Consider the following 26,840-nt stretch of genomic DNA (forward strand, 5'->3'; position numbering starts at 1 on the left):
ATTTCATGATATGATTGGATTAATAAAATGAGTTCATGACTGAAATGTGTTTTTATTTTAGGAAACGCCATTCGTCAAATTTGAAATCACCGTTACGGTACACGAAACAAAGGTCATGGACACCTGTAAGTGATTTGTTCAGTTTGACCGAGACGTTGTCCCATTGTGGATTATCGGCATTGAGTTTTGCGATAGGTTTGCCCTCAGGTTTTCCGGAATATATCTCGATGGTACCTTTACCTGAAATCTTGGCTTCAAAAGATGACGCGCCTTCCCCGAAATCCACTTTCCTTATCTCGGACATCTGGTTTTTGCCTAATCCTACAGCCACCATATTGCCCGGGACAGATGTATGCTCAAAATTGAAGCCATGTGTTGCCGCCACGGTTTCGGCCTGTTGCCATGAGAATGGATTTATCGGTTTTAATTGTGTCACTCCATACAGAGTCATGGTGCCGAGAGTGATGGATGCGGTAGACTCATCTATATCTATTTTGTCAACACAGATATTGCGATAGCCTGTTTTGATTTCACGGAAGTCAGCGAGATGATTATTGTGATAGAAAATGTAATAGTCACTGCCGAACTTCAGGAAATGGGTGTGGTTGTTTGTAGGTGACATTCCATAGCCAAACGGATTTTTAAGGATGTCACCTCTGAATTTCCAGCTATTTTTATCAAGCGGATTGTCGGATGTCATATAGCTGATGGAGCAGATTGTCGGGCGCTCGGCTTCAGTGGTGAACCATTCGTTACGGTCAACCCAGTCCGTGCTGTAAGAATATACCCATGTTCCGTTTATGTAGTTCAGCTCGCTTGCTTCAAAGAAGTATGGTGCTGGAATTTCGCTGATTTCACTGTCGAGGCTAAGCAAATCTTTGCCGAGTCTGACGATACGGGCGCTTCCGGGATACAATGTGGTTGCAGTTGATGATTTTCCGCCACCGAATGAGAGCCATCCGTTGCCTTCGTCATCAATGACTGCTCCGGGGTCGAAAGGAGCCGGACAGTCAGTTAATCCCGGAGTGCTTAAATCAATCAGGTTATGTCCGAGCGGGTCGGTCCACGGGCCGACAGGTGATGTCGAAGTCAGCACTGCCACACCGCCGCCGCCATGTGAATAATACATATAAAAATGTGTGAGACCGTCATCCTCAACTCGTGAGACGATTGACGGAGCCCATGAGACACCCTTGACTCCGGTCCAGGGAGCTGATTTCTCTACATCGATAATGCCGTGATATGTCCAGTTGACCATATCGTCAGTTGACATCATGACTAAGGAATGAATAAATTCATAGCTGTTTTTATTCTCTCTTCCTACGGAATCAATCTGCTGCTGGTCATTTGTCCCATAGACATAGATACGTCCGTCATGGACAATGGCTGTCGGGTCTGCAACATACATAAAATCCAGAAGTGGATTTCCGTTTCCTGTCAATAACTTCGGTGACGCATCACATCCTTTGAGCAGACCGTATCGGTCAAGAGCGTTGGACGATGATCCAGCTCCGACTGGATGGCAGCCTATTACGGATGAGGCGGCAACGAGCATGCCTGATAAAAATCGAGTTAGAAGCATAATGTGAATAAAAAAATTGTGAATAAAAAATTATTGGTATTGCGAATTTAGCAAACCAATCATTAAACCAAGGGTTCATTATGTACTCCCGATGTGTCTGTTATGTGTCCATGATTCAAGACAAGCCCTTTATATATTCAGAAGGCAACATACCGAACTCGTTGCGGAAATTCTGAGCGAAACGCTTGGGCGAATTGAATCCGCATTTATAGGCCACTTCCGCTATTTGCAACTGACTTTTCGCCAATAGCTGGCGAGCTCGTTTCAGGCGAATCGTACGGATGAATTCAGCCGGACCCTTGCCTGTTATAGCCATCAGTTTTTTGTAAAGATACCCGCGGCTGAGCGCAAGTTCCTGACTGAGGACTTCGACTGAGAATTCGGAATCCTCCATGTGGTCTTCGACAATCTTGATGGCTTTCTCAACCAATTTTTCATCAAGTGATGTTATGGTGATTTCGCTCGGTTCCACATCAATCTGATTCTTAAACATTTGGTGGTTGCGCTCGAAAAGTTCGATGAATTTATGTATCCTAAGTCTTAACATCTGATAATTGAAAGGCTTGGTGATGTAGTCGTCGGCGCCAAGTTCCAGCCCTTCGATACGAGATTCCTCAGCACCTTTGGCGGTTAACAGGATGACAGGTATGTGTGACCAGCAGATATTACTCTTAATGCGGCGACACAATTCCATTCCGTCAATCCCGGGCATCATCACATCGCTGATTATAAGGTTGATGTTTTCCTTGTCAAGAAGTTCAAGCGCTTTTTCTCCGTTGTCGGCGGTGAGGACATTGTATTCGTCGGATAAGACACTGGCTATTATGTCAAGGTATTCCTTGTTGTCATCCACAAGGAGGATATTCGCTTTTTTCTCGCTCTCGGGATTGTCGATGTCGGTCTGCTGTAATTCCGTTTCATCGGTAGTTTCGTCAGTAGCTTCATCGTCAGTCCGGTCTGCTACGCTATCAGTGACGGGTCCGCAATTCTGAAGCGGAATACTGAATGTGAATGTACTTCCTTGCGGTGTATTGTCTGTTACGGAAATCTCACCGCCGTGCATGTGGACATATTCGCTCACAATATGCAGACCGATTCCGCTGCCGGTCTTGCTCTCGCTCTGTTCTCCCTGATAAAACCGTTCGAATATGTATTTTTTAGTTTTATCATCTATTCCTTCGCCGGAATCAGCCACGCTGATTGTCACAAAATTGTCATTGCGTTCCAGACTGACACGGATATGGCCGCCGTCAGGGGTATATTTGAAGGCATTTGACAGTAGGTTGTTCATTATTTTTTTGACTTTCTGAATGTCGAAGTCAAAGCTTAATTCCGACAGACTGCAGTCCAGGTCGAATTTAATGTTACGGCTTGACGCATAATCCTCAAATGATGCGCAGGTCGATTTGACAAAATGAATGAAGTCATTGTGGCTACAGTGTAGAATCTCAGCCCCCACATCTAATTTCCGTAAGTCAAGCAGTGAATTAATCAGATTCAACAGATGCAAGGCATTCTGATGCATGGTGTTTAGCATCTTTTTTGATGTCTCGTCTTTAGCCCTGCTCATCAGGACCTGTAACGGAACCATGATAAGAGTGAGGGGAGTGCGCAGGTCATGGCTGATATTTGTGAAAAATTTGAATTTGATTTCATTTATCTTGGCTTTTTGCTCATTCTCAAATTCCTGTTTCTGAATATCCATTTTCTGTCTGTGCTTGTTTCGGACACCGAAGTACACGGCATAGACACAACCGATAATGAACAAAATATAAATCGTATAGGCCCACCAGGACAGATAGAACGGAGGACGTATGATGATGTCAATGCCCGATGTCTCACTGCACTCACCGTTGGGCAGACACGCTTTCACGAGCAGACGGTATTTACCCTCCGGAATAGAGGCGAATGTCACTTTGTTGTCGCCGGTATGCAGCCATTGGTTGTCCAGCCCCTCTAATTTGTAATCATATTCAAGATTGTATTGGTTGGTCAGGTCACAAGCGGTAAACTCGATGGTAATCAGATTGTCGTCATGGTCAAATGTCAGTGTCGAAGTTTTTTCTAATGAACTTTTCAGCAATATTCTGCCGTCATACAATGAATCGACGCTGATAGGCTTGGCTCCGACATAAAGCTTTGTGAAAATGACTTTCAAATCGTTTCTGCGGGAATTGAAAATTCTTTTGGGATGAAATGTGACACATCCGTTGGAAGTACCGAAGATGAAATTGCCGTCAGGCATTTTTGCAACTGCATTGGTGTTAAAAAAGCTGCTTTTCAAACCATGCTTTTTGGTGTAATTACGGATGTTATAGCTGAAATTGCCTTCATTTCCCCATTTGGGTGAAATGATTGAAATGCCGTTGCTTGTCGATACCCAGATGTGTCCGTCGGCATCTTCGGTAATGGCGCGGACCATATTGTCACACAATCCATAGTTGTGGTCTATATAATATAATGAGTCCGTCACTGTATTCCAGACCGTTATTCCTCGGTTGTGTCCAAGCCATAGATGGCCGGATGTGTCCTTTAAGATGCTTGAGACGAATCCTTGCCTAAATGACTGGGTCTTTTTATAGTTGGAAAAGCAATGTTCGTGTCGTTTGGTGTGAATATCAACTTTATAAAATCCTTCGAATGTCCCGATATACATCGTATCATCACCGTCATAATATAGACTCATGGAGTTTATCGGGGATCCGTCCGATGCTACAACAGACATGAATCTTCCTGATTTCGGATCAAAATATTGTGTCCCGTTTACGGTCGCAATCCAGACATTGCCTGTTTTGTCGGTCTGGACATCCCAGACCATATCTGAAATCAAAGGACTGTTTTCTGTCGTGAAATGGTTGACATCATCACCGTTAATCCAGTAAAGTCCGTTGCCGTAGCAGCCGGCATATATCATGCCGGTCGAATCCTCGTCAAGACAGATTATAGACCCATTAAATACGGATGATATTTTCTCAGCATGACTTTTGTCGCCGACTTTCTTCCTGAACAGTCCGTTGCCGTCGGTACCAACCCAGAGATTATTACGTTTATCTAAAAGTAAAGCGGTAATATCATCAGCATCGAATAAACCAAGATTGTCGAATTGGAGTTGGCTGTCGTTGCAGAATGATATGCCGGATTTGTTATGTCCGAACCAGATTGTGTTGTCAGCGTCCTGATAAATACATGAGACATTATTCGACGGCAATGTCTCGCTAATTTTGGAATCGTGGATAAAGGATTCCATGGTAGCTTTAAATTGATTATAGACATACAATCCGTTGTGGTCAGTTCCTATCCATACATGACCGCTCTTATCATCTAAAATGCAGCGGATACCTTTGCTTTGGGTCAGGTTGGTTGACGGAAGTGACTGTTTGTCCCATGGCCCGGAGTCTTTTTTATAATAAATATCATTGTCGTGGTCGGAAAATAGCCAAAGGCCGTGCTGAAAATCGGCATATATATGATTGACCCTGTTTACTTCAGTCGGCGGTTGCATATATCCGATTTGTAGTCTTGACTTATCAATTCTGCAGATTTTGCCTGTGTTCAGTAATATATACAGATAGTCCGGGTCATCGGATATGTCAAGATTGTCAAGCAGGAATTTAATACTGTGATTGACCGATTTATGGCTCCCTTCAGACATATTATAGAAATGTATGGTATCATCCGTCAGAATCCATAAATTTTGTCCGCGGTCCACGTAAACACAGTAATATTCAGGGATATCAATGCCATAACTTGACAGCAGCTCGGATACGTCGACAGAAAAAATATCTTTATCACGGTTAAAGACCGAATAGCGCTTATTACTTCTTACCCAGATATTGCCATCTGCGTCTTCCTGTAAAGACCAGATGTCATCAAGATAATCATTCGTTTCATTTTCAGGAGTTTTGATGTTATATTGCTTGAACTCATATCCGTCATATCGGTTTAGGCCGGAAGCAGTTCCAACCCAAAGGAAACCGGCTTTGTCTTTGAGTATGGACTTGACATTGTCGTTTGACATCCCGTCGTTATTGTCAAGTTTCCTGAAAACATGACGCTCAGACGCAATGATTGATACTGTAAATACCAAAGAAAATAGGATAGTTGTAAATCTTGATGGATTCATTGCATTATGATATTTTTAGAATTTTAGTAGATGACAAAAAATGAAATCATGCTGTTAAACATCTAAATTTCAGTTGATTATATTTGTAAAAGCCCCTGAAAATTAGTAATTTAAAGGAAAAGTTTAGCCGCTTTTTCACATGAAAACTACTAATTCCAAGGACTTGGTCAAAGTTAATCAAATCCTTACGATTATGCAAGAACATTTTGGACAAAGTGTGAATCTGGCTCGCATAAAGCTTATGACGATGCTGCTCCACGCGCTGTGTGTGGTGCAGACAGTCAGCCTTCATAAACTGGCTGGCGCGATGCCCACGGACGTGGACAGGGACTCCAGCCTGCGACGTCTTCAAAGATTCTTCGCCAAGTACGTTCTTGACCTCGACATAGTCGCCCGTATGATTTTCTCGTTGCTTCCTGTCAAGACGAATCTTGTTCTGAGCATGGACCGTACCAACTGGAAGTTCGGGGATTTCAACATCAACATACTGATGCCGGGCGTGACATACAAGGGGATTGCTTTCTCTCTTATTTTCAGTCTTCTCCCCAAAAGAGGCAACTCCAATTGGGAAGAACGTAAGAAAATCATGGAGCGTTTCATCCGCCTTTTCGGACAGGACTGTATCGACTGCCTGGTCGCTGACAGGGAGTTCATAGGAAAGGAATGGATCGGATGGCTGAACAGTCGGCGCATCCGGTATTACATCCGTATCCGGCAGAACTTCCGGATTGTCAAGCCTTCCACCGGTGAGCGTATCCGTGCATGGTGGCTTTTCAATGACCTCAGGGTCGGACATGAGAAATTTTACCATAAACTCTTCCTCCACAGGGGCGAGTATGTCTATCTTGCCGGAAGCCGGATCAAGAACTCCGACGGGATTCCCGAATTGCAGATTCTCATATGTTTCAACCGTCCAGAAGGTGCTGTCCTGACTTATAAGAAACGCCGGGGGATCGAGACGGCATTCCGTGCCATGAAATCTTCGGGCTTCAACATCGAGGACAGGACACCCACCTGCGTGACAGAGTGCGTATCACACGTCTGTTTGCGATGGTCTGCATGGCTCTTGTATGGGCGTATCTCGTTGGTGAACATAAAGATATATACGTTAAACCGATAAAAATTCTGAAACATGGGCGAAGGGCTTAGTCATTGGTCAAGTATGGTCTTGAGGAAATCTCAAACGTGCTTTTTCGACCGACATACACACCCAAATTCGATGTATTCAAATTTTTGTCATGTAATTTTCAATTTTATTACAATATTCAGATAAAATAATACTATAATAATTGTCTGCAAAGTATTATTTTTGTGGAAAACTTTAAAGATATGAGAAAAACATTGTTAGCAGCACTCATGCTGATGCAGATGAGCGCATGGGCAAAAGTTGATTTGCCGGAGATTTTGAGTGATAATATGGTATTGCAGCAACAAACCGAAGTTAAACTTTGGGGAACAGCTAAGGCAAATGCTGAAGTAAGTATAAGTCCGTCATGGACAAACAATGTTTATACCGTGAAAACGGATAATGATGGAAAGTGGATAGCAGAGATACAGACACCATCGGCAAGCTATACACCATATACCATTACTCTTTCGGATGGAGAGGTCACAACATTGAATAATATATTGATAGGAGAGGTGTGGTTCTGTTCAGGACAGTCGAATATGGAAATGCCTCTGGCTGGTTTTTGGAATTGTCCAATAGAAGGAGCAAACGAGACTATAGCTACAGCCTCACAATGGAAGGGGATACGTGTTGCTACGGTTGAAAAAAATGGTCAGTTAGAGCCTGTGGATAGATGTAAGGGAAGCTGGAAAGTAAGTAATCCGGCAAATGCGGGTGCATTTAGTGCTACAGCTTTCAATTTCGCAATGATGATGAATCGTGTGTTGGATATTCCTATAGGAATAATAAACTGTAGTTGGGGAGGTAGTACAGTAGAAGGATGGCTTCCACGTGAAATTGTTGCACAATATAAAGATATCGATTTAAAGAAAGATATCCGCAAGGAAGATGGTCATGACTGGTGGCATTACATGAGCCCTACACTGATGTATAACGGTATGCTAAAACCGCTACAGAACTATACTATAAAAGGTTTTCTGTGGTATCAGGGAGAGTCTAACGTAGGAAAACATAAGACATATCCTGAACGCCTGAAAACAATGGTGGAACTATGGAGAAAAGAGTGGGGGCTTGGCGAATTGCCATTCTATTATGTTGAGATAGCTCCTTTCGGTTCGCGTGAAACAAATGGTAGCGCATTACTTCGCGAAGCACAATTCAAGGCACAGTCTATAATTTCCAATAGCGGAATGATTTCTACCAACGACCTCGTGGAAGAGTATGAAAAGGACAATATCCATCCGAAAAACAAGACTGATGTAGGTAAACGTCTGGCATATATGGCATTGAGCCGTACATACGGTTTCAAGGGAATGGAAGATATGGGCCCTGTCTATAAGTCAATGGAAGTGAAAGACGGTGCTGCTATTCTTTCGTTCTATCATGCAAAAGACGGATACAACCGCCTGAAAGGTATGGAAGGATTTGAGATTGCCGGTGATGATAAAGTGTTCTATCCTGCAGAAGCTGAGGTCTATAATAACCTTCAGATAAAGGTTAAGTCGGACAAGGTAAAGAATCCTGTAGCTGTACGTTACTGCTTCCGTGACTTTAAGCCTGGAAATGTGGCAAATCTACGTGAACTTCCTATGTATCCGTTCCGTACAGACAACTGGGAATGATATATTAGAATATAAATTATAACGCTGTTCGAATGGTATTCGAAAGAGACTTAAATACCGTTTGAACAGCGTTTTATAATTTTGTCTATTTTCGTCCGAAATCGGCAGGAATTTCCCCCCACAAGTCTGTCTGCCATTTCAAGATAGGAGTGGAGTAGGAGTTGTTTTTCAGCCAGTTCTCAGCTCTTTCGATATATTTGAACAATTCCTCTGTTTTAGCATTCCTAGCCAGATTTGTCTTGCATTTCTTTTGTTTCACCCAGAGCTGTGCGTTTCTGCTGTCGGAATAGATAGGCATGTCCAGACCTTTCTGCTTTAGCAGTGCCAAGCCATGAACTATTGCGAGGAATTCACCGATGTTGTTCGTCCCGTATACAGGACCGAAGTGGAAAATCTGTTCTCCTGTGCGCAGATAAACGCCACGATATTCCATCATCCCCGGATTGCCACTACATGCTGCGTCTACTGCCAAACATTCGAAATTGAAGTTTTCCGGCAGATTCAATTCCGGCTTCTTTATTGAATTTTCTCCACTTTTTCTTCCCGGAGGATTCATAAACTCATGAGCCGGAGAAGCAAAGGCGTGCTCTGCTTCGTCCCTCGAATTGAAGGACTTGTAGAGCGCGCCTTTGAAACCTTTTATCTGGAGCTGGCAGTCGGTCCATGAGTCATAGACCCCAGGATTGACACCTTTCCAGACTGTATAATATTTTTTCCCGGCCATTATTACATTCTTTCAGGTACTTCAATACCAAGAAGTCCCATAGCCAGTTTTACAACTTTTCCTACGTTCTTGCTCAGTGCAAGGCGGAATACCTTGACTGCCTCGTTTTCTTCGCGCAGGATGCTGAAGTCGTGATAGAACTGATTGTATTCCTTAACCAAATCGTAAGCATAGTTGGCAATAATAGAAGGGTTATAGTCGCTTCCTGCCTGTGCCACTACGTTTCTGAAGTCGGCAAGCATCTGTATCAGTCCCTCTTCCTTAGTGCTGAGCTCAATGTCTGTATTCAGTGTCTCAGGAATGCTTATTCCTGCTTCTGCCGCTTTTCGGAGGATAGACTGGATACGTGCGTAGGTATATTGGATGAATGGTCCTGTGTTACCGTTGAAGTCGATAGATTCCTTAGGATTGAAAGTCATGTTCTTTCTTGCATCCACTTTCAGGATGAAATACTTCAATGCTCCAAGACCTACTATACGTGCTATATCGTCGGCTTCTTCCTTAGTAAGACCGTCCAGTTTACCGAGTTCTGCACTGGTTTCCTTTGCGGTTTCAATCATTGCTTCCATCAGGTCGTCTGCATCAACCACAGTACCTTCACGGCTCTTCATCTTACCTTCAGGAAGTTCCACCATACCGTATGAGAAGTGTACCAAATCCTTACCCCATTCGAAGCCAAGTTTGTCAAGTAGGATAGAAAGTACCTGGAAGTGATAGTTCTGTTCGTTACCAACAACGTAAATCATCTTGTTGATGGGGTAGTCTTGGAAACGGAGTTTTGCAGTACCGATGTCCTGGGTCATGTATACAGAAGTGCCGTCGCCACGGAGCAAAAGCTTGTGGTCAAGACCTTCGGCTGTAAGGTCGGCCCATACCGAACCGTCTTCCTTGCGGAAGAAGAAACCTTTTTCAAGTCCTTCCATGACTTTTTCCTTACCTTCCAGATAAGTTTCAGATTCGTAGTATATCTTGTCGAAGCTTACGCCCATCATTTTGTAAGTCTCGTCGAAACCAGCGTATACCCAGTCGTTCATCATCTTCCATAGTCCGCGTACTTCAGGGTCGTTAGCCTCCCATTTACGCAGCATTTCGCGTGCTTCAAGCATCAATGGTGATTCTGCTTCTGCTTTGGCTTTGGCTTCTTCTTCATTCATGCCTTCTGCCATGAACTTAGCGGTAAGTTCCTTAACTTCAGCTTTATAATGCTTGTCGAAAGCCACATAGTAGTCACCTATAAGGTGGTCGCCTTTTTTGCCTGACGATTCTGGAGTTTCACCATTACCGTATTTCAACCAAGCAAGCATAGACTTACATATATGAATACCGCGATCGTTCACGATGTTTGTTTTCACCACCTTGTTTCCGTTTGCAGCCATAACATTAGCCAGTGCGTTACCAAGCAGGTTATTGCGCACGTGTCCAAGATGCAAAGGCTTGTTTGTGTTAGGCGATGAATATTCAATCATTACCAGCGGAGAAGCATCTGTAGCATCCTTTATACCCCATTTTTCATCCTTGTTGATTGTATTGAGCAGTTCTACCCATACACTTGATGCTATAGTAAGATTGAGGAATCCTTTTATCACATTGAAATCTGCAATAGCAGGTTCATTATTCTTCAGATATTCACCAATCTCCTGTGCTGTCTGTTCAGGACTTTTCTTCGACATTTTCAGGAAAGGGAATACAACCAATGTTAAATGACCCTCGAACTCTTTCTTGGTCTTCTGCAACTGTACCATTTTTTCAGGTACATCCTGTCCATACAGTTGCTTGATACCTTGTAGTATCGCGGCTGTAAGCTTGTCTTCTATTTTCATTTATTTCTGTTTTTATTGATTATCCGGATAATAATGTTGCAAAGTTACTAATAAAAAGTGATAATCAGAAATGTGAAAAATAGAAAAGCCAGGATTATCCCGGCTTCTTGTTATTTGATAATTATTTTGCACTCTTCAATTTGTTTTTCGTTCAGTTTATTTTTGAAGGAGTTGAATATATATTTTCCTACAGTAGAATTTCCGTTTTTCAGAATTTGCTGTACTAGGAAGGTCGCAAATTCTGTTTTTACGGAATCCGGTGAAAGTGACTTACTGTACATGCTGTCAGTGAATTTGTCTTTTTCTATCAGGAATTTCATCATTTTGTCATTTCCATAGGTATTTGCCACATATACCATATCACCCATTTCTACAGTAATTTCACCTTTTTCCAGCACTACAGGTAGGATGATAGGAAATAAATCGCTGTCGTTCTCATGCAACACAAGTTCCATTACTTTTGTAGTGTCATGTTTGCCTGTGAAAGTGAACTTGCAGTCTTTTATTGCTGCACTGTCGCATTTCTGTCCAGTAGCATCTACCATATATACGGTTTTTTTGTCGTATCTAGGGTTTGTTATTCTTCCGTTAATTTTATATCCATCGGTTTCTGTATGTCCGCAGGACAATAAAAAAAGAAGTAAAAAAGCGTTTGTAGCTAAATGTTTTAAACTTTTCATACTTGTAGTTAGCAAAGTTTAAAGAAGCACCCCACACAAAGTTGCAGAGTGCTTCTTAATCATGTTAGAAATTCTATTTGGATTTTCTCTGTTTAGAATCTGAATCCAATCTTCAAGTTAGGAGTAGCAAACAGACCTACACTGTGGTGTGCAGCCTGGTAAACGGCAGAACCTTTCGGGCAAATCTGTATTACGTCGTAACGATATGCAGCAGGCTGGACTTCGAAACCTAGAACCAGTCCTTTTGCCAGACTATATTCTATACCGGTGACAATCCCCGCCCTAAGACCGAAAATCTGTCCGGTACGTGAGTTTGGGGTATAGAGTTGTACGCTTTCAGTCATTAACTCTTCATCGGTTTCTTCGCTCATATCAGGATCTGTCACTGTTTCGCCTGTGTAAGGATATGAGGTTTGTATTCTACCCATTTGCCATCCTAATACACCTCCTGCGTAGAGGTTGATGCGCTCGTTTTTTGTATTGAAATAATAATTTGAACCTATTTGTACAGTCCAGGCATTCTGTACTCTTCCTTCAATATACTTATAGTCTTGTATTGGCAGTTCAGCTACACTATGGTCTCCTTCGATATAATCTTTGGATGGCGTAGCATTAATGTTCATGCTGAACATTAAGTTTACATCCAGACGGTCAGTGAGGAAATATTTTCCCTGAATACCAATAAGGTTCATCAGTGAATTATTATTTAAATTTCCCAAATTGAGCCAATATCCAGGATCACCGGACTGGAAATCTGTTCCAGGCATACCTACAGGATTATTAAATCCGATAGATGCATCTGTATTTCCGTTCCAGTAAGTAGGCAGCAGATATTCCATGCTTTGGTCGAACATCTGACTGTTTCCTATTACTGCAGAAATTTGCCATTGGCCTTTTTTAGGAGTAAACGACGCATCACTGCTGCTGTATTGTTGCGCCATTCCTGGCGCAACTGTACATACAGACAGAAGTAATATGCATAGTTTCTTTATCATACTTGTTAGTTTAAGAGGTTAATTATACGCCGGCTATTGCTGCGAGTAACTGATTTTTCTTTTCATTTGCTGCATCGAACAGTGACTGCAAAGCTTCTGATTCGGCTTTTCTTGCATTGTATAGTGCATCTTTTTGAGCAATAACGGCTGTCTGAGCAAATTCGTATTCACCCTTTTCTGCTGATTCAAGCAGTTTGGTGTAATAATTCAATGTGTGCTGTGCTGCAGGAAGAGTACCGCCTACACCTTCAATTGCTGCTATATCTTCTTTTATTGCTGCAATTGCGTCTTGGTATGATGATAAGCTATTTCCTTCATCAGCAATTGTTACACCTTCCATTGTACTCATCAATGAAGACAGACCTGTAATTTCTTCTCTTAGAGTTGCAATCTGAGATGTGTAAATCGCATCAATCTCGTATTTCTGTGCAATCAATAAATTCCTAGCTTCCTGATAAGCCTCATTTGCTTCTAATAAGCCCTCACTGATAGTTTCCAAGCCGGCCATCAATGTCCTGAAGTCAGTTTGGTGTGTTATAGTAATATCCTCTGTTTCATATAGATAAGTTGACATGAAATAATCGTTTGCTAATCCATCGCCTATAATTGCACCGTAAACATATGATGTACTATTACCTAGGTATAAATCCTCATAATATTCAAAAAGACCGTAATAATTTAAACTATTTTTCCACTGTTCATAGGTATACGGAACTAACATATAGTTCTCTTCTAGAAGAGTACTTATATTACTACCCCAAATTGCTTCTGTAGCATCCATATATGTGTCATACAGACTGCCGTCAAAACGATATAAATCATCGGTTCCTACTTGTTCTTCTTTTGATAGTGCTAAATAAGCATCCAGACCACCTGTTTCATCAATCTCTGTTATTGCATCACCACCTAACAGATTACAAACGAAACCGTCAAGTTCTTTTCTTTGAGTCAGGAACTCTTTAATTTTATCTTTAATTTCAGTTTGATCTTCTGTTGTAGGAGATCCTATAGCTTCATAAGCGGCAATTTCTTTAAGTAAGATCGTTCTAGCATCGTATCTGTTTTTAGATGAAAAAGGTTTGTATTGATACTTATATGCATCAGCAGCCTCAATAAAGTCATTCTTTGCTTTTATCCAGCCTTTTGTCTCATCACCAATAGCATCATTGTAAGCTTTTTTTGCATCTTCGTTGTTTATTTTTAATATTTCAAGATTCCTGTTTTTGTTTGCCAGTTCATTATCTTCATATATATAAGAATCTAAACTCAATGTTAAATAATAAATGAAAAGTTCTTTTATATCTGGCTTCATTGATAATGACAGAGAAGTAGGAAGTTTATATGTATATGGGATATCTGTTGTTATCTTTACTGCTTCCAATTGCATCTGATATTCATTGGGATCAGGGTCTGCTGAAGGGTCTAAAGTATAAAGCGCATAATCAATATCCCAATATAACCATTCTGTTAATGCCTCAGGAATTTCAATCTTGATTTCGGATTTTACGTTGTAATTATTTTCAAGTTCTGCAAGTTGCCTGTCAATCACAGTCTTTTGTTCATCTCTTTCAAGTTCTAACCTTGTTATTTCCGCATTATTAGTTGTTACTTTATCGTTATATTCATTATACTTATTCTCCCATTCGCTAATGTCGGTATTAGCAATCAATTTCAGTTCTGCTAAAGTTTTATTAATTCCATCAATAGTTCCTTGTGTGTTACTTATAGTGTTTTTTATTGATGCAATAATACTTTCCTTTGAATCGCCAAATTCAGCTTCGTACTTATCCCTTAAAGCATCAGCCATATCTTTCTGCGCATTAGCTAAAGCAGTAGCCAATCCTTTTAATCCTTGAACTGTGGTAGCTGTTGTGCTAGGAACATATTCTTTCTTAGTGTCACTCCATACGTATTTTGTGTATTCGAATGATTTAGTATAAATCAACTCATACAATGCGGCTGCATACGCGTTTTCTTTATAATTTAGCATTGCAACTTCAATATCTGCTATAGCTTTATCGTAAGCAGCTTGTGCCAATGCTGTTTGGGTTTGTAAGTCAAGCAATTCCTTTTTGAATTTTTCTTCGAGTTTTTTCTTTTCATTTTCCCAGTACAGTTTTTCCTGTTCGCTTTTTGCAGCTAATATTTCAGTATTGATTTTAGCTTGTGCAGCAACTTCCTGCTCATATAAAGCTTGAGCTTGTAAGTAACTTGCCTGAGCCTGTTTGATTGCCGCTTCAGCCTGCTCTACCAGGATTTTTGCTCTTAGTAAATCTGCTTTTGCGCCACGAAGATTTTCAATACCTGCCGGTTCCGTTGTGTCGATACAACTTGTGAATGTTGCAGCTGCTCCACTCATGAGTAGTCCAGCCACGAGGTACGTCCATTTTTTCATACTCTAGTGTGTTTTTAAAGGTTAATAAATAGTTTTTAGATTTATATATTTATTTTTGTTGTTATACTATATGAGTATGCTTTATTGCAAATATATGGACTATAAATTAAAATGGTTTTTCTAAACGTAAAATAATAACAGATTATGATTTATAACATATATATTATAACAAATAGTAATTTTACCCCCCCCCATCCGCATTAATATGTAACTATTATGCAATTTTCATATTGCATTTTGTTATAACAGAATTGTTTGTTTCCCTTAGTGAAAAATTAATTATTTAAATATTTGTGTTATTTACTTTTTCACGTTTCCCTTTTTCCATCTCATTGGAGATATACCAGCTATAAATTTGAATTGTTTGCTGAAATGTGCCTGATCATTATATCCAGTCATTATTGCTATTTGTCCCATATTAAGATTTGGGTTCTCAGACATTATTCTTTTTGCATCCTCAACTCGCATCTTGTGTAACCATGTGTTGAAGTTGCAGTTATATGTATCATTGATATAATTGGAAATATATGTTCGATTAATACCTAAATCTCTTCCAAGGATTTCTATACCCACTTCGTGCTCAAGGTATTTTTTGTTTTTTATCCATTCATCAACCAAAAGTTTGATTTTCAATGAATCTTTTGCTTTTCTAGTATACTTCTTGTTTTTCATAAAATAACTCATTTTTCTCATAATATATATCAATATAATGTTCTTACCGTCCAAATATATTAAAACCTTTACGTTTCTACAAACAGTTATTCCTCAATATATTACTATATGGCAGATATGTGTACTATTGTGCAAAAAAACGTGCCTATGTGGTATAAAAATCCTATAATTATAGAATGAGTGGAAAATTAGTTATTTTATATGATTTATGCATCACTGTAACCCGTGATTTATTAATTATATACTAGTGTGGAAAGGTGCCTTTCACTGAAAATATCATTGGCAATATCCAGAATTTCACTTGCAGAGATATTTTCAATACGTTTGTAGACCTCTTCTTTTTCTTCGTAGCGGTTATAGTGAAGGAAACATTTTCCCATGTCGAGTGCGCAATTCTCAAAATTGTCTGATGCTACTCCCAGTTGTCCAATAATTTGTTTTTTGGCTGCTGATAGCTGGCTATCCTTCATTAAGTTCTCTCTAAGTTTCTTTAGTTCCTTCCTTGCTAGTTCTATGCATCGTTCTTTATCCTCTGGGTCGCAACCGAAATATATGCTGAACACTCCAGTATCTGTATATGATGTAAGATTTGATTCAACATTGTATACCAACGCATTTTTCTCCCTCAGAGCAATATTCAGACGACTGTTCATTCCCGGCCCTCCAAGAATATTGTTCAGCAGGTATAGGCCTGTTCTTCTCTTGTCGTGTGCGTCGTATGCTCTTGTACCTATCATGACATGCGATTGGTGTGTGTCTCTGTTTATTGTGATATCTCGTGGAACATAGTCGGGTGGTGTAAGCCGGTTTATGCTTTCTTCCTGAAAAGCCGGTATGTCGTTAGTAATCTTTTCTATGGTTCTTACTACCTTCCTGAATTCAATGTTTCCCATGATGAAGAACACCATATTACCTGTCCTGTATCTGCTGCGTGTGAAGCGGAGTGCATCTTCTGTTCCAAAACTCCTGAGCAGTTCCGGTTTTCCGAGGATGTTTCTTCCCAAAGGGTGATTGGGAAAGATAAGTTCTTCGAAATCGTCGAAAATCAGTTCGGCAGGACTGTCTTCGTAACTTTGTATTTCATCTATTATTACTTCTACTTCTTTTTCAATCTGGTTTTCAGGGAATGTGCTATGGAATACTATGTCTGTCAGAAGTTCTGCAGCACGCATGAAATGTTCTTTAAGGAAAGTGCTGTATACTATTGTTTCTTCCTTGTTGGTAAAAGCATTTAAATCGCCACCCACGTTCTCCATGCGGTTAAGTATGTGCCACGCCTTGCGGTGGGAAGTTCCTTTGAACAGCAGGTGTTCCACAAAGTGGGCCATTCCTTGTTCGTTGTCTTGCTCGTCGCGTGTTCCGGCGTTTATTGCATATCCGCAATATACCACGTCGGTAGGACTGGGGCAATGTATAATTCTCAGTCCGTTAGTCAATATATGTGTAGATATCGTTTTCATAATTAAGCATTTCGGGGGTGCAAATTTAAAAAGGTTTTTCTTATTAAAAAAACTCCTTGACGTTTTAGGTAAAATACCTTGTCGTTTTGAGTAAAATGACAGGACGTTTTAAAAAAAACATTTACGGGATGAAAAATGTATCAATTTTTATGTTCATATTTGTAAATAAAATTCATACATATGGAACGTATAGCAGTATTCTGTTCTGCTTCGCAGGACATAGACGATATTTATGCAGAAAAGGCACGCGAACTTGGGGCATGGATGGGTGACAATGGTAAATGTCTGGTTTATGGAGGTACAAGTTCAGGACTGATGGAAGTCATAGCGGCCGAGGCGAAAGCGCACGGGGCTATGGTAATGGGTGTGGTGCCTACCATAGTGGAAGAACGTGGAAAGACAAGTGACATTTGCGATGTAGTTTTCCGTACGGATAACCTTAGCGACAGGAAAGATGTCATGTTGCGCGAATCCGAAGTGGCCGTTGCACTGCCGGGTGGGGTAGGGACATTGGATGAGATATTCACCGTGATGGCTTCGGCTACTATCGGCTATCATCACAAACAGGTGATATTATATAATATAAACGGTTTTTGGAACGGTGTTATTGCATTCCTCGACGGACTGGAACAACAGAACTTTGCGCATTCGCCACTGAAGAACTATTATAAGGTGGCAAATTCGTTTGAAGAACTGGTGGAAATGATAAAATGAGATATTAGGTACTAGATACTAGTTGTTAGATACTAGGTATTAGATACTAATACTAGGAAACCTAGTCAACTAGTCTCTAGTCTCTAGTCAACTAGTAACTAATTAACTTGTAAACTAAAAAAGATGCGAAAGATTATAGGAATAGGAGAGACCATTCTGGATATACTTTTCAGAAACGGGCAACCGGAAGCTGCGGTACCCGGTGGTTCTGTATACAACGGAGTGGTGTCGTTGGGAAGAATGGGGATGGATGTTGCATTCATCAGCGAAACGGGCAATGACAGGGTAGGGCGCATTATTCTTGACAATATGCGTGAAAATGGTGTTAAAACAGACAGCGTAAATGTATTTCCGGATGGAAAATCACCTGTTTCGTTAGCTTTTCTGAATGAAAGGAATGATGCCGAATATATCTTCTACAAGGATTATCCTAAGTTGAGGCTGGACGTGAAAATGCCCGAAATAGGGAAGGATGATGTGTTGATGATAGGTTCGTATTACGCCATATCGCCTTTGTTGCGTGATAAGATTAAGGAAGTGATGGACTTGGCCAAGGATAACGGAGCAATAATATATTATGACGTGAACTTCAGGAGTAATCATCTTTCGGAAGCTATAAAGCTGATGCCTACAGTGCTTGAGAATTTTGAATATGCAGATATCCTACGAGGCTCGACAGAAGATTTTCAGAATCTCTTCAAGACCGGCGAACCGGATAAAGTTTATAATGATAACGTGGGCTTTTACTGTAAGAATTTCATTTGTACGGATGCAGATAAGGATATACATCTGTATACTGGTAATTTTAGAAAGACATACGGAGTTGAGCCTGTGGAAACAGTAAGTACCATAGGGGCTGGTGATAACTTCAATGCCGGTGTGGTGTACGGACTTATAAAGAATAATATAGGAAAAGACGATTTGCAGGGACTTTCGGAAGCCGACTGGGATAAGGTGATACGCTGCGGCATTGACTTCAGTGCTGAAGTGTGCCGCAGTGTACACAATTCTGTATCTAAAGAGTTTGCTGCGTCATACCGCTGACAATCTTCTTTACTTCGTTCTGGAAGGCTATGAAACCGCCTCCCAGAACGCGGTTGCCGTCGTAGAATACGGCCGACTGTCCCGGAGTGATAGCCGATGCTTCGGTGCTGAAACGTACTATCATACGTCCGTCGTCGAGTAGGGTAGCGGTACAAGGAATAGGCTTGCTTCTGTAACGTATTCTCACCGATAGTTCCGGGCATGTCAATATCTCGTTGATATCGGCAGCATTGATATCTTCTACAAGCATATATTCAGTCTTGAGCTGCTCTGCATCGCCCAGCATTACAGTGTTCTTTACCGGATTTATTTTCAGCACGTAGGCAGGTTTCCCGAGTGCTATTTCAAGGCCTTTACGCTGACCTATAGTGTAGTAGGCAAAACCTTTATGCTGACCCAGCTTTAGCCCTTTACTGTCGACAAACCATCCCGGACCTATCTTCTCGTCTATATCCGGACAGTGTTCCTTCAGAAAGTCTCTGTAATCCTTGTCAATAAAGCAAATTTCCATGCTCTCTCCGCCTTTTGCCTTGGCTTCGAAACCTTTCGATGCAAGGTACTCTCTTACTTCGAGTTTGGTCATTCCGCCGAGCGGGAACATCATTCTGCGGAGTATCTCCTGTGGAAGTTTCCATAGGAAGTACGACTGGTCTTTTGTATTGTCATCACCGGTGAGGATATATCTGTTGCCGTTTCTTTCTTCCATACGGCAGTAATGTCCCGTTGCGATGTAGGCACAGTTTGTCCTGTCAGCCCATTCGCACAATATCCTCTCCTTAAAAAGTGGGTTGCACATAACGCATGGGTTTGGAGTGCGGCCACGCATGTATTCGTCGATGAAATACTTCACTATCACCTGTTTGAATTCCTCGCGTACGTCAGCTACATGGTGTTCTATACCAAGCTTGGAGGCCAGTGCTTTTGCTTCGAGCACAAAGTTGGGTTCCTCCTGATTGGGGTTAGAAAACTGTGATGCTATGTCCCATGTGCGCATAGTTACGCCCACTACTTCGTATCCTTGTTCCTGCAGCATGATGCATGTGGCAGAACTGTCTATTCCGCCGCTCATACCAACCAGAACTCTTTTTTCTCTATCTTTCATTATTCGCGTAGTTTTGTTTTTATAACAGTATGCGTGGTGATGATGTTCATCGGCAGTTACCCTACTATATTTATTTTATGAACTTTTTGGCAACCTTATGATATGTATCAAGGTTTACCCCAAGTTTTTCGCCAAGTTCTATCATGTCGAACAGCATTCCCTGTATTTCTGATTGGTGTCCGCGTGCGATATCCTTCTGCATTGATGCTGTACTGTGAGGGTCTAGTTTGTCTATAACTTTCAGATTGTAAGTTATTGGATCCTCAGGGAAAACTACTCCCAGACGGCGGCCTATTTCGGCACTTTCGGCAGACAACCCCTTGAATGTGTCGCGCACTTCGCCTTCGTGCTGTACTTCGCCCATAGGAACATCATGATATGCTCCGGTACATGCCATAGCAGATATAAATGCCCATTTGATGAAAGTATCACGGTTTATATCATCTGAAACGTCGACTTTAATACCACATTTGCGTAGTATGTCTGCTATCTCCTCCAGTCTTTCGCTTGCTACTCCCTGCTCAGGGCGGGCACCGAATACCAGGCGGAATATCGTTCCCATTTGTGTGATTTCTCCTTCGCCTGACACGAATCCTACTATGTAGATACATCCGTCCAGAACTTTTACAGATGGGGCAAGACGACCTATTCTAGGACCAGTTCCATAGACATTAAGTATCGGTATAACGAGAGTATCAGGAGTAGAAGCACGTTCTAGCACGTCTTTGATAGATTCGATGGAATATCCTTTCACGCATACGAAAATAACGTCAGCCTTGTCGTTGTATTCATCGGAAGTACAGGCCTTGACATTCAGAAAGTGTTCTCCTTTAAGGTCTGATTTCAAATGCAATCCATTCTTGCGGATTGCTTCGAGATGTGCACCGCGTGCAATACAGGTGACATCTTCACCGTTTAGAGCCAAAAAACCGGCGATGCTGCCTCCAACGCCGCCGGTTCCTATGATTAAATATTTCTTTTGCATATCTTTTGTGATTATACATTGAATCTGAAGTGCATGATGTCGCCGTCCTGAACTACATAGTCCTTACCTTCGACACTCATCTTTCCTGCTTCTTTTACTGCAGTTTCTGAGCCGTATTTGATATAATCGTCATATTTGATTACTTCGGCACGGATAAATCCTTTTTCGAAGTCTGTGTGGATAACACCTGCACACTGTGGGGCTTTCCATCCTTTACGATATGTCCAGGCTCTTACTTCCTGCACTCCGGCAGTGATATATGTTTCAAGGTCAAGCAATTTGTAGGCTGCCTTGATTAGTCGTGTCACTCCTGATTCTTCCAAACCCACTTCCTGAAGGAACATCTGGCGGTCCTCATAAGTTTCAAGTTCGGCGATGTCGGCTTCTGTCTTGGCTGCTACGATAAGTATTTCTGCATTTTCATCTTTTACGGCTTCGCGTACCTGTTCAACGTATTTGTTGCCGTTCACTGCACTTGCTTCATCTACATTGCATACATAAAGCACCGGTTTGCTTGTAATCAGGAACAGTTCTCTTGCAATCTTCTGCTCGTCTTTTGTTTCAAACTGTACTGTACGGGCCGATTTTCCTTGTTCAAGAGCTTCTTTGTATTGCACTAATACTTCGTAAGTCTGTTTTGCAACTTTGTCGCCACCTGTTTGTGCCTGTTTCTGGACTTTCTGTATGCGGCTTTCAATAGTTTCCAAGTCTTTCAGTTGAAGTTCTGTATCGATGATTTCCTTGTCGCGTACAGGGTCTACACTTCCGTCTACGTGAGTAACGTTTTCATCATCAAAACAACGCAAAACGTGTATGATAGCATCTGTTTCGCGGATATTGGCAAGGAACTTATTTCCAAGACCTTCGCCTTTGCTGGCTCCTTTTACAAGTCCGGCAATATCAACGATTTCAACGGTTGTTGGAACGATACGCTGAGGATTTATAAGTTCTGCCAGTTTGTTCAGACGTTCGTCCGGAACAGTGATAACACCTACGTTAGGTTCGATAGTACAGAAAGGGAAATTGGCTGCCTGAGCCTTTGCATTAGATAAGCAATTGAAAAGTGTCGATTTACCTACGTTTGGCAATCCGACAATACCACATTGTAAAGCCATAAATATATATAAGTTTTTTATTTTTAGATCTAAAACTCTGCAAAGGTACTTATTTCTAGTAATATAACAAAAGATTGCAGGTCATATAGCAAAAAAAGGAGGTATCTCGTGAAAGATACCTCCTGATAGAGAAGAGAGATTTATTGTTTACTAATTTTATCTACTTGTTTTACTTGTCCATTGTAACTGTCATTTCAGGAATAAGGATAAATGTACCTTTTTTGCTGTTCCATTTATAGTATTCTGTAGTAACGCTCTTGTTGTCGTATGTATAACAGATTTTTAGGTCGTTTACCCAGCAATTGTCTTCTGCATTCCATTTCTGTGACATATTTTCAGTCATCTGGTTGTTTGCATCGTACTTATAATTGTATTTCATATATTTAGTAAGCAGATTGTTGTCCATCTTATAGACAGTCTCTGCAACTTTCACTCCGTTTACTTCTTCTGCATTGTAAATCAGGTTGTTATTCAACTTTGCAGCTGAAATAGTAGCATTTGCAATAAAAATTGTTACAATTACTAACAAGGTCTTGATAAAATTCATAGCTTTCATATATCTGTTATTTTTAGGTTTAACTTACAATTTGTTTTTGATTGCGCTGCAAATATAGGTGTAATTTCAATATGTTGTATAGTTTTACCCAAAAAAATAGCTTGAAATTAGCAAAATGTTAGTTATTTAACTTTGGTTTACAAATAAATGTCGTTAATGAGCTTCAAGCCAATTTTGACCCCAACCACAGTCTGCAAGCAAAGGTACTTTCATTTTGTAAGCAGCCTGCATCTCCGAAATCACAATTTGTTGTACTTTTTCTTTTTCTTCTTGCAACACACTGAAGTTGAGTTCGTCGTGTACCTGTAGTATCATTTTCGACTTGATTCCTTCATCCATGAATCGTTTATATATTCTCACCATAGCAACTTTTATTATATCGGCTGCGCTGCCTTGTATTGGGGCATTGATTGCATTTCGTTCTGCATAGCCTCTGACGATTGCATTTCTTGAATTAATGTCAGGTAGGTATCTCTTACGATTGAATATAGTTTCTATATATCCTTTGTCTCTGGCTACGCGGATACTTTTGTCCATATATGCTTTGACTTTAGGATAGTTTTCAAAATATCCGTCAATGAGTTCTTTGGCTTCTTTTCTTTCTACATTCAATCGTTCTGCAAGGCCGAATACTGAAATACCATATATAATACCGAAGTTAGCTGTTTTTGCCTTGTTTCTCTGTTCTCTGCTTACGTCTTCAATATTAATCTTGTATATTTTTGCAGCAGTGGCAGCATGTATGTCCTGTTCTTCTCTGAAGGCTTCAATCATATTATCGTCTTCGCTGAGGTGTGCCATTATTCTAAGCTCTATCTGTGAGTAGTCCGCAGAAAAGAATTCGCAGCCATCGTCCGGTATGAATGCTTTTCTTATCTCCTTGCCGTTTTCGTTCCTTATAGGAATATTCTGAAGATTAGGATTGCTGGAACTGAGTCTTCCTGTAGCAGTTACTGTCTGATTGAAAGATGTGTGTATCCTACCTGTTTTAGGATTGATAAGTTCCGGAAGAGCATCAATATATGTACCAAGCAATTTCTTCAGACCGCGATGCTCAAGAATTTTGCCTACAATTTCGTGTTTTGTCTTCAAGCCTTCCAACACTTCTTCTGAAGTTACATACTGACCAGTTTTTGTTTTCTTGGCTTTTTCTACTATTTTCAATCTGTCGAAAAGAACTTCGCCTACCTGTTTGGGTGATGAAACGTTGAATTCCATCCCTGCAAGACGATATATTTCTTCTTCAATTTCACGCATCCTGATAGTGAAATGTTTTGAAGTTTCTTTCAAGGCATCGGTATCTATTCTTACTCCGTTTCTTTCCATGTAGGCAAGTACGGGAACAAGAGGCATTTCAATCTCTTCAAACAGATTTTTTACTCCATTATCTTCAAGTTCCTTTTCAAGTATGTTTTTTAACTTTAGTGTAACATCAGCATCTTCACATGCATATTTGTATACATCAGTAGGAGAGAGGTCGCGCATATTTCTTTGGTTTTTTCCTCTTGCTCCAATAAGTTCTTCTATTTTTATAGTGTCATATTTCAGGTACACTTCTGCCAGGAAGTCCATTCCATGATGAAGCTCTGGTTGTAGAACGTAATGGGCAATCATCGTGTCAAAAATCTTTCCTTTTATAGTAACACCATAATTAGCAAGAACTATCATGTCGTATTTTATGTTTTGTCCCACCTTTGTGGATTTTTCATTTTCTAATACAGGCTTGAACTTATCAACAATTTTCTGAGCATCTTCTATGTTTGGAGGGATTGGGATGTAAAATGCCTGATTTTCTTCAAAGCTAAAGCTCATACCAACAAGTTCGGCGCTTATAGCATCGGTGTTTGTTGTTTCTGTGTCTAGACTGAAAATTTCCTTTGTAAGGATTATTCTTAAAAAATCATCTATTTTCTCCTCAGTATCAATTAGTTGGTAATCGTAATTGATGTCTTCAAGCCTTTTGAGATTTGAATTTTTCTGTTCGCCAATACTCTCGTCAGTAAAAAATCCAAAGAGATCACCTTGAATAGCCTGCTTTTCTTTAATAGGTTTGGCAGATACTTTTTTATCATTGTTGAAGACTCTGTCCATTAAAGTACGGAACTCCAATTCTTCGAAAATACTTTTAAGTTTATTTTCGTCAGGCGATTCTCGTTTCAGAGATTCCATGTCAAGCTCTATAGGAACATCAGTCTTTATGGTGGCAAGGAATTTAGAGAATCGGATTTTTTCTATATTCGATTCAACCTTCGTTTTGATAGCACCAGTCAGTTGATCTGTATGTTCAAGCAGATTTTCTATATTTCCGAATTGTGCAATGAGTTTCTGTGCGGTTTTCTCTCCCACGCCAGGACAACCAGGTATGTTGTCAGAAGAGTCTCCCATAAGGCCAAGCATGTCGATTACCTGGCTGGTAGATTCAATGTTGAACTTAGCCTTAACTTCTTCTATGCCCATTATGTCGAACTCTTTGTCGCCATATTTAGGTCTATACATGAATACATTTTCACTAACCAGCTGACCGTAGTCCTTGTCTGGAGTCATCATATATGTTGTTATTCCTCTCTTGCCGGCCTCTGTTGCCAGTGTTCCTATCACGTCGTCTGCTTCATATCCCGGAACTTCCAGAATAGGAATTCTATAGGCTTTGATAATATCTTTTATGATAGGTACTGAAAGTTTTATAGCTTCGGGAGTCTCTTCTCTTTGAGCCTTGTATTCCTTGTATGCTTCATGTCTGAACGTAGGACCGGAAGGGTCGAAAGCAACACCGATATGGGTAGGTGATTCTTTTTTAAGCACGTCTTCCAGAGTATTTACAAAACCTAATATTGCAGATGTATTGAAGCCCTTTGAATTTATTCTTGGACTTTTGATTAATGCGTAGTAGGCACGGTAGATTAATGCGTAGGCATCGAGTAGAAAAAGTTTATCCATATAGTGTGAATTAATAATGAAATTTCATGTAAAAGTACAAAAAAATACCGTATTACCCTTTTTATTATTACTTTTGTACGCTAATTTATTCCCGATGGACAGAGTAGATATAATAAAACAGCCTATTATTAATGAACTTGAAGCTTTCAGAGAGCTATTTATAACATCATTAAAAAGTGATAACCCACTTCTTGATAATGTTCTTTCTTATATAAAGAAAAGGAGCGGTAAAATGATGAGGCCGATTCTGGTCATGCTGATTGCCAAGGCTTATGGTGCAATAGATGACTCGGTGAAACATGTAGCTCTTTCGCTTGAACTTTTACATACAGCAAGTCTGGTTCACGATGATGTGGTAGATGAAAGTAGTGAACGAAGAGGGCAGCAGTCAGTAAATGCTGTTTACAATAACAAGTTGTCTGTACTGGTTGGTGATTATATCTTGGCAACGTGTCTGAAGCACGCTGCTATGACCGGCAATATAAAACTGGTGGATTTGGTTTCTAACCTGGGTCAGGATCTTTCATTGGGAGAAGTGATACAGTTGGCAAACTTGTCAAATAAACAGTTCTCCGAAGATGATTATTTCAGTGTAATCCGCAAGAAAACAGCTGCTTTGTTTACTGCCGCAGCTGAATGTGGAGCAGTAGCAGTAGGAGCTTCTGAGAAAGATGTAAAAAGTGCTGCAGCTTTTGGCGAAATGCTAGGTATTGCTTTTCAGATAAAGGATGATATATTTGATTATTCTGATAATGAAAATATCGGTAAGCCAACCGGTAACGATATGATGGAAGGTAAGCTTACACTGCCTGCCATATATGTCTTGAACAAGATGAATAATGAGTCTCTCAATAATCTGGCTTTGCGTATAAGAGGAATGGAAGCTACTAAGGATGAAATCAGTTCGTTTGTTGAGACTGTTAAGAAAGAGGGTGGGATAGACTATGCCATGAAAGTGATGCATGACTATCGCAACAAGGCGCTTGCAGCACTGCCTGAATATATTCCGCAAGAGATACGTTTGGCGCTGACAGCATATATTGATTATGTAATCGACCGCAATAAATAATATTATTCTATATATCAAAAATGGCATAAAAAAGGAAGAACGAAAATTAACATTCGTTTTTTCTTTTTTATGCCATTTTTTATACCAGAAAATTTGCTCAAATTTTAGTCAAAACT

Annotated in this window: 18 protein-coding genes and 1 pseudogene; 5 read left to right on the plus strand and 14 right to left on the minus strand. The window is 40.5% G+C overall.

The genetic code is table 11. From position 1 onward, the window contains the following. Positions 1-52 precede the first annotated feature (52 nt). Positions 53-1,555 (minus strand): glycoside hydrolase family 43 protein, encoded by a 1,503-nt coding sequence (locus I6E11_RS01060; RefSeq protein ID WP_235335998.1) that lies wholly within the window; start codon positions 1,553-1,555, stop codon positions 53-55. A 142-nt stretch (positions 1,556-1,697) separates the two neighbouring features. Continuing rightward, positions 1,698-5,705, minus strand: coding sequence for a hybrid sensor histidine kinase/response regulator (locus I6E11_RS01065; RefSeq protein ID WP_235335999.1), 4,008 nt, complete (start codon positions 5,703-5,705; stop codon positions 1,698-1,700). 139 nt (positions 5,706-5,844) lie between these two features. Here I6E11_RS01065 and I6E11_RS01070 point away from each other — a divergent pair. Beyond that, positions 5,845-6,983 (plus strand): annotated as a pseudogene (locus I6E11_RS01070) (IS4 family transposase). 51 nt (positions 6,984-7,034) lie between these two features. Further along, entirely contained in the window at positions 7,035-8,456 is a 1,422-nt protein-coding gene (locus tag I6E11_RS01075) for a sialate O-acetylesterase (protein WP_235336000.1), read from the plus strand. Positions 8,457-8,541: 85 nt separating this feature from the next. On the opposite strand, the gene I6E11_RS01080 is transcribed toward I6E11_RS01075, so the two are convergent. From I6E11_RS01080 to I6E11_RS01110, 7 genes are all read right to left on the minus strand, one after another. After that, complete coding sequence (locus I6E11_RS01080) at positions 8,542-9,180, minus strand: ribonuclease H1 domain-containing protein (RefSeq protein ID WP_235336001.1); 639 nt, start codon at positions 9,178-9,180, stop codon at positions 8,542-8,544. A gap of 2 nt (positions 9,181-9,182) precedes the next feature. Further along, positions 9,183-11,000, minus strand: coding sequence for an arginine--tRNA ligase (gene argS / locus I6E11_RS01085; RefSeq protein WP_235336002.1), 1,818 nt, complete (start codon positions 10,998-11,000; stop codon positions 9,183-9,185). A gap of 110 nt (positions 11,001-11,110) precedes the next feature. Then, positions 11,111-11,680, minus strand: a complete 570-nt coding sequence (locus I6E11_RS01090; RefSeq protein ID WP_235336003.1) for a DUF4369 domain-containing protein — start codon at positions 11,678-11,680, stop codon at positions 11,111-11,113. Between the two features lie 92 nt (positions 11,681-11,772). Beyond that, complete coding sequence (locus I6E11_RS01095; protein ID WP_235336004.1) at positions 11,773-12,675, minus strand: BT1926 family outer membrane beta-barrel protein; 903 nt, start codon at positions 12,673-12,675, stop codon at positions 11,773-11,775. 22 nt (positions 12,676-12,697) lie between these two features. Next, positions 12,698-15,070 (minus strand): hypothetical protein, encoded by a 2,373-nt coding sequence (locus I6E11_RS01100; protein WP_235336005.1) that lies wholly within the window; start codon positions 15,068-15,070, stop codon positions 12,698-12,700. A gap of 300 nt (positions 15,071-15,370) precedes the next feature. After that, complete coding sequence (locus I6E11_RS01105) at positions 15,371-15,742, minus strand: helix-turn-helix domain-containing protein (RefSeq protein WP_235336006.1); 372 nt, start codon at positions 15,740-15,742, stop codon at positions 15,371-15,373. A gap of 233 nt (positions 15,743-15,975) precedes the next feature. Further along, entirely contained in the window at positions 15,976-17,202 is a 1,227-nt protein-coding gene (locus I6E11_RS01110; RefSeq protein ID WP_235336007.1) for a M16 family metallopeptidase, read from the minus strand. Positions 17,203-17,382: 180 nt separating this feature from the next. Between I6E11_RS01110 and I6E11_RS01115 the strand changes: the two genes are divergently transcribed. Then, positions 17,383-17,916, plus strand: a complete 534-nt coding sequence (locus tag I6E11_RS01115) for an LOG family protein (protein ID WP_235336008.1) — start codon at positions 17,383-17,385, stop codon at positions 17,914-17,916. 123 nt (positions 17,917-18,039) lie between these two features. Continuing rightward, entirely contained in the window at positions 18,040-18,960 is a 921-nt protein-coding gene (locus I6E11_RS01120) for a carbohydrate kinase family protein (RefSeq protein ID WP_235336009.1), read from the plus strand. Here the strand turns inward: I6E11_RS01120 and mnmA are convergent. From mnmA to polA, 5 genes are all read right to left on the minus strand, one after another. After that, a complete protein-coding gene (mnmA, locus tag I6E11_RS01125) occupies positions 18,932-20,062 on the minus strand; it encodes a tRNA 2-thiouridine(34) synthase MnmA (RefSeq protein WP_235336010.1) in 1,131 nt (376 codons plus the stop codon). The genes I6E11_RS01120 and mnmA overlap by 29 nt on opposite strands. Positions 20,063-20,132: 70 nt before the next feature. After that, a complete protein-coding gene (locus I6E11_RS01130) occupies positions 20,133-21,047 on the minus strand; it encodes a ketopantoate reductase family protein (RefSeq protein ID WP_235336011.1) in 915 nt (304 codons plus the stop codon). A gap of 11 nt (positions 21,048-21,058) precedes the next feature. After that, the gene (gene ychF / locus I6E11_RS01135) at positions 21,059-22,162 is read right to left on the minus strand and encodes a redox-regulated ATPase YchF (RefSeq protein WP_235336012.1); all 1,104 of its coding nucleotides are present in this window, start codon (positions 22,160-22,162) and stop codon (positions 21,059-21,061) included. A 169-nt stretch (positions 22,163-22,331) separates the two neighbouring features. Continuing rightward, a complete protein-coding gene (locus tag I6E11_RS01140) occupies positions 22,332-22,718 on the minus strand; it encodes a DUF3836 domain-containing protein (protein ID WP_235336013.1) in 387 nt (128 codons plus the stop codon). A 153-nt stretch (positions 22,719-22,871) separates the two neighbouring features. Next, positions 22,872-25,655 (minus strand): DNA polymerase I, encoded by a 2,784-nt coding sequence (gene polA, locus I6E11_RS01145; RefSeq protein WP_235336014.1) that lies wholly within the window; start codon positions 25,653-25,655, stop codon positions 22,872-22,874. 94 nt (positions 25,656-25,749) lie between these two features. Between polA and I6E11_RS01150 the strand changes: the two genes are divergently transcribed. Next, on the plus strand, positions 25,750-26,724 hold the full coding sequence (locus tag I6E11_RS01150) for a polyprenyl synthetase family protein (protein ID WP_235336015.1): 975 nt from the start codon (positions 25,750-25,752) through the stop codon (positions 26,722-26,724). Positions 26,725-26,840 lie beyond the last annotated feature (116 nt).

The sequence above is a fragment of the Bacteroides caecigallinarum genome, from assembly GCF_021531075.1.
Lineage (GTDB): Bacteria > Bacteroidota > Bacteroidia > Bacteroidales > Bacteroidaceae > Phocaeicola > Phocaeicola caecigallinarum_B.

Coding starts and splice junctions, on each gene's coding strand:
- I6E11_RS01060 (WP_235335998.1), bottom strand. CDS start 1,555: ATGCTCGTTGCCGCCTCATCCGTAATAGGCTGCCATCCAGTCGGAGCT.
- I6E11_RS01065 (WP_235335999.1), bottom strand. CDS start 5,705: ATGAATCCATCAAGATTTACAACTATCCTATTTTCTTTGGTATTTACA.
- I6E11_RS01075 (WP_235336000.1), top strand. CDS start 7,035: ATGAGAAAAACATTGTTAGCAGCACTCATGCTGATGCAGATGAGCGCA.
- I6E11_RS01080 (WP_235336001.1), bottom strand. CDS start 9,180: ATGGCCGGGAAAAAATATTATACAGTCTGGAAAGGTGTCAATCCTGGG.
- argS (WP_235336002.1), bottom strand. CDS start 11,000: ATGAAAATAGAAGACAAGCTTACAGCCGCGATACTACAAGGTATCAAG.
- I6E11_RS01090 (WP_235336003.1), bottom strand. CDS start 11,680: ATGAAAAGTTTAAAACATTTAGCTACAAACGCTTTTTTACTTCTTTTT.
- I6E11_RS01095 (WP_235336004.1), bottom strand. CDS start 12,675: ATGATAAAGAAACTATGCATATTACTTCTGTCTGTATGTACAGTTGCG.
- I6E11_RS01100 (WP_235336005.1), bottom strand. CDS start 15,070: ATGAAAAAATGGACGTACCTCGTGGCTGGACTACTCATGAGTGGAGCA.
- I6E11_RS01105 (WP_235336006.1), bottom strand. CDS start 15,742: ATGAAAAACAAGAAGTATACTAGAAAAGCAAAAGATTCATTGAAAATC.
- I6E11_RS01110 (WP_235336007.1), bottom strand. CDS start 17,202: ATGAAAACGATATCTACACATATATTGACTAACGGACTGAGAATTATA.
- I6E11_RS01115 (WP_235336008.1), top strand. CDS start 17,383: ATGGAACGTATAGCAGTATTCTGTTCTGCTTCGCAGGACATAGACGAT.
- I6E11_RS01120 (WP_235336009.1), top strand. CDS start 18,040: ATGCGAAAGATTATAGGAATAGGAGAGACCATTCTGGATATACTTTTC.
- mnmA (WP_235336010.1), bottom strand. CDS start 20,062: ATGAAAGATAGAGAAAAAAGAGTTCTGGTTGGTATGAGCGGCGGAATA.
- I6E11_RS01130 (WP_235336011.1), bottom strand. CDS start 21,047: ATGCAAAAGAAATATTTAATCATAGGAACCGGCGGCGTTGGAGGCAGC.
- ychF (WP_235336012.1), bottom strand. CDS start 22,162: ATGGCTTTACAATGTGGTATTGTCGGATTGCCAAACGTAGGTAAATCG.
- I6E11_RS01140 (WP_235336013.1), bottom strand. CDS start 22,718: ATGAAAGCTATGAATTTTATCAAGACCTTGTTAGTAATTGTAACAATT.
- polA (WP_235336014.1), bottom strand. CDS start 25,655: ATGGATAAACTTTTTCTACTCGATGCCTACGCATTAATCTACCGTGCC.
- I6E11_RS01150 (WP_235336015.1), top strand. CDS start 25,750: ATGGACAGAGTAGATATAATAAAACAGCCTATTATTAATGAACTTGAA.